Below are 3,681 nucleotides of genomic sequence, written 5' to 3'. Positions count from 1 at the left end.
CGAGGTCGGCGCTGGATGTCTCCCCGCCGACGACGGCGACGGTGTCCGCCGTGGCGGCGTCCGCCCGGTCGCGGTACCACTCCGGCGCGTACTCGGAGGCAACCAGCTCGACGAGGTTCCCCGCATGGAGGCGGTACGCGCCCGGCACCAGGCCGAAGAAGCCGTAGTGGCCGGACGCGTCGGTCGTGGCTCCCCGACTGGTGCCCGCCGGTCCCCAGGCGAGGACCCGGACCCCGTCGACCGGCGCACCGGTGACGTCGTCGGTGACCCTGCCGACCAGCGCCCCGACGTCCGCCGACACGGTGACGTCGGCCGTTGCGGTGACCGTGACCTCGCTCGCACTCGCCCGCCGTACCACCGCGGTGACGGTGTCCGGCCGGGCGCCCGGCGCGCCGTCGAACCGGACGACGTACGTGCAGCCGAAGTCGTAGGCGCCGAAGGAGTCGTCCGGTCCGACCACCACCGGCAGGTCGCAGGTGGTCGACTCCAGCCCCGGGTTGCCGGGGTCGGTCAGGTCACCGAGCGCCGCGCTCGTCAGGGACTCCACCGTCACGGTCTCGGCCGGCAGCAGGAACAGCGCGCTGAACTCGACCTGCCCCCCGGGAGGCACCTCGGTCTGGTCCGGCACCACCGTCAAGGAAACGTCGGCGGCGACGGCCACCGGGGCCACCGCCATCGCCAGTCCGAGCGCCACCACTGCGGCCAGGGCCCTCATCCGGTCCCGCATCTCGCTCTCCGCACCTCGCAGGCCAGCCTCGCCACCGAGCCTCGTCAGGGCCAGCCCACCGTGCTCGCAGCCGCCGCGCCAGGGTCGCAGGGCCCGGCCCGTCCCCCTCCGCGACCGGCCCCCTGCGTGCCACGATGGGCGGCATGGATGCCGTGACCCGCGTGCCCGTCCCCGTCAACGAGCCCAACCTCACCTACGCCCCAGGGTCGCCGGAGCGCGCCCAGCTCGAGGAGGCCCTGTCCGACCTCGCTGGCGCCGGGCCGGAGCTGACCAATGCCATCGGCGGCCGGCGCAGCATGGCCTCCGGTGCCCCCGTGGACGTCGTCCAGCCGCACGCCCGCCACCAGGTCCTGGGTGTCACGGCGGACTGCACCCACGACGACGCCCGGGCGGCGATCGCGGCGGCGGGCGAGGCCGCACCGGTCTGGCGGGAGCTGTCCTTCGACGACCGGGCGGCGATCTTCCTCAAGGCGGCGGAGCTGCTCGCCGGGCCGTGGCGGGCCACCCTGAACGCCGCGACCATGCTCGGCCAGTCCAAGACCGCGTTCCAGGCCGAGATCGACGCGGCCTGCGAGCTGATCGACTTCTGGCGGTTCAACGTCGCCTTCGCCCGGCAGATCCTCGAGGAGCAGCCGATCTCCTCGCGGGGGATCTGGAACCGCGTCGAGCACCGACCGCTGGAGGGGTTCGTCTACGCGATCACCCCGTTCAACTTCACCGCGATCGCCGGCAACCTGCCGACCGCGCCCGCGCTGATGGGCAACACCGTGGTGTGGAAGCCGGCGCACACCCAGCAGTTCGCCGCCCACTACCTCATGGCGCTGCTCGAGGAGGCCGGCCTGCCCCCCGGTGTGATCAACATGGTGACCGGGCACGGTGCGAACGTCTCCGACGTCGTCCTCACCGACCCGGCGCTGGCCGGCATCCACTTCACCGGGTCCACCCGGGTGTTCCAGATGTTCTGGCGCACCATCGGGACCAACATCGAGCACTACCGCTCCTACCCCCGCATCGTCGGGGAGACTGGCGGCAAAGACTTCGTCGTGGCGCACCCCAGCGCCGACCCGGACGTGCTGCGGACGGCGCTGGTCCGAGGGGCCTTCGAGTACCAGGGCCAGAAGTGCTCGGCTGCGTCCCGGGCGTACGTCCCGCGCTCGCTGTGGAACCGCATGGGGGACGACTTCGTCGCGGAGGTCGACTCGCTGTCGATGGGTCCGGTGACCGACCTGTCCAACTTCATGGGCGCCGTCATCGACGACCGGGCCTTCACCAAGCTCGCCGGGGCCATCGAGCGGGCCCGCGGCGTCGACTCGATCGACGTCGCGGCCGGCGGCACCTGCGACGACAGCGAGGGGTGGTTCGTCCGGCCGACGGTTCTCGTCGGCAGCGACCCGACCGACGAGATCTTCACGACCGAGTACTTCGGCCCCATCCTCGCCGTCCACGTGTACGACGACGGCGACTACGAGGCGATGCTCGCGCAGATGGAGTCGATCGCCCCCTACGCGCTGACCGGCTCGATCATCGCCCAGGACCGCGCTGCCATCGCCCACGCGACGCGCGCGCTGCGCTTCGCTGCCGGCAACTTCTACGTCAACGACAAGCCCACGGGGGCGGTCGTGGGGCAGCAGCCGTTCGGCGGGGCGCGGGCGTCGGGCACGAACGACAAGGCCGGCTCCGCGCAGAACCTGCTGCGGTGGACGTCGACCCGCTCGATCAAGGAGACGTTCGTCCCGCCCAAGGAGTACCGCTACCCGCACATGGGGTGAGGGATGGGCACGGCGACCTGAATCGCTTAGGGGGAGGCTGCGCCGCGTCCCGGCTCGGTAGGCTCGCAGGGTTGCCGCACAACGGCGTGCGGTGGTCGACCCGCGAAGAGGCGATACCTCGTGGCCACTGACCAGGCGCCCGACCAGACTCCGACGGACCCCGGTGCCCGCGCGACCATCGCCGCGGCGGTGCGCTTCGAGGAGAGCAAGGCCGACCTGATCGCGCGCGCGGTCGAGCTCGGTGAGCACACCAAGGGCGCCCATCCGGCGGACACGCAGTTCCTGCAGCGCTACTACCGGTACGTCGTCCCCGAGGACATCGTGGGCCGGGACGCCATGGACGTGTACGGTGCGGCGCTGTCCAACCGAGAGCTGGCCCAGCAGCGACCGCAGGGCACCGCGACCGTCCGGGTCTTCACCCCCACGGTGGAGGAGCACGGGTGGTCGTGCGGCCACACCGTCATCGAGGTCGTCACCGACGACATGCCCTTCCTCGTCGACTCCGTGACGGGCTGCCTGGGGCAGCTCGGCCGGGGGATCCACCTGGTGATCCACCCTCTGCTGGCCGTCCAGCGGGACATCGTGGGCACGCTCCAGGCGGTCCTCGACGAGGACCCCGAGGTGGCCCGCAGCCAGGGCGCCCCGGTCGAGTCGTGGATGCACGTCGAGATCGACCGCGAGAGCGACGAGGCCGCGCTGCGGGCCATCGCCGATGCTCTCCGCCGGGTGCTGCGCGACGTGCGCGAGGCCGTCGAGGACTGGCCGAAGATCCGTCGGGCCGCCCTCGCCATCGCCGACGAGCTGGCGACCTCACCGCCACCGCTGTCCGAGGGCGAGGTCTCGGAGGCATGGGAGCTGCTGCGCTGGCTGGCCGACGACCACTTCACGTTCCTCGGCTACCGCGAGTACGACCTGGCCACCGGGCCGGAGGGCGACCTGCTCGTCGCCCGCGCGGGGACGGGCCTCGGCATCCTGCGCAGCGACCAGACGGTGTCGACCTCGTTCGCCACGATGACGGCCGAGATCCGTGCGAAGGCGCGGGAGAAGAAGCTCCTCATCCTCACCAAGGCGAACTCCCGTTCCACGGTGCACCGGCCCGCCTACCTCGACTACATCGGGGTCAAGACCTTCGACGCGGACGGCGAGGTCACGGGGGAGCGGCGCTTCCTCGGCCTGTTCACCTCC

At 72.1% G+C, this 3,681-nt stretch carries 3 protein-coding genes; 2 read left to right on the top strand and 1 reads right to left on the bottom strand.

The features are described from left to right. On the bottom strand, window positions 1-727 hold a 727-nt coding region (locus tag MUE36_15955; protein MCU0312421.1), incomplete at its 3' end, for a carboxypeptidase-like regulatory domain-containing protein. Between the two features lie 143 nt (window positions 728-870). Between MUE36_15955 and pruA the strand changes: the two genes are divergently transcribed. Both pruA and MUE36_15945 read left to right on the top strand, forming a co-directional pair. Next, a complete protein-coding gene (pruA, locus tag MUE36_15950; protein MCU0312420.1) occupies window positions 871-2,496 on the top strand; it encodes an L-glutamate gamma-semialdehyde dehydrogenase in 1,626 nt (541 codons plus the stop codon). Window positions 2,497-2,616: 120 nt separating this feature from the next. Then, window positions 2,617-3,681, top strand: a 1,065-nt coding sequence (locus MUE36_15945) for an NAD-glutamate dehydrogenase (GenBank protein MCU0312419.1), incomplete at its 3' end; no start/stop codon positions are given.

The sequence above is a fragment of the Acidimicrobiales bacterium genome (genome assembly GCA_025455885.1).
Lineage (GTDB): Bacteria > Actinomycetota > Acidimicrobiia > Acidimicrobiales > Acidimicrobilacustridaceae > Rhabdothermincola_A.
This window is presented reverse-complemented; position numbering and strand designations above follow the sequence as displayed.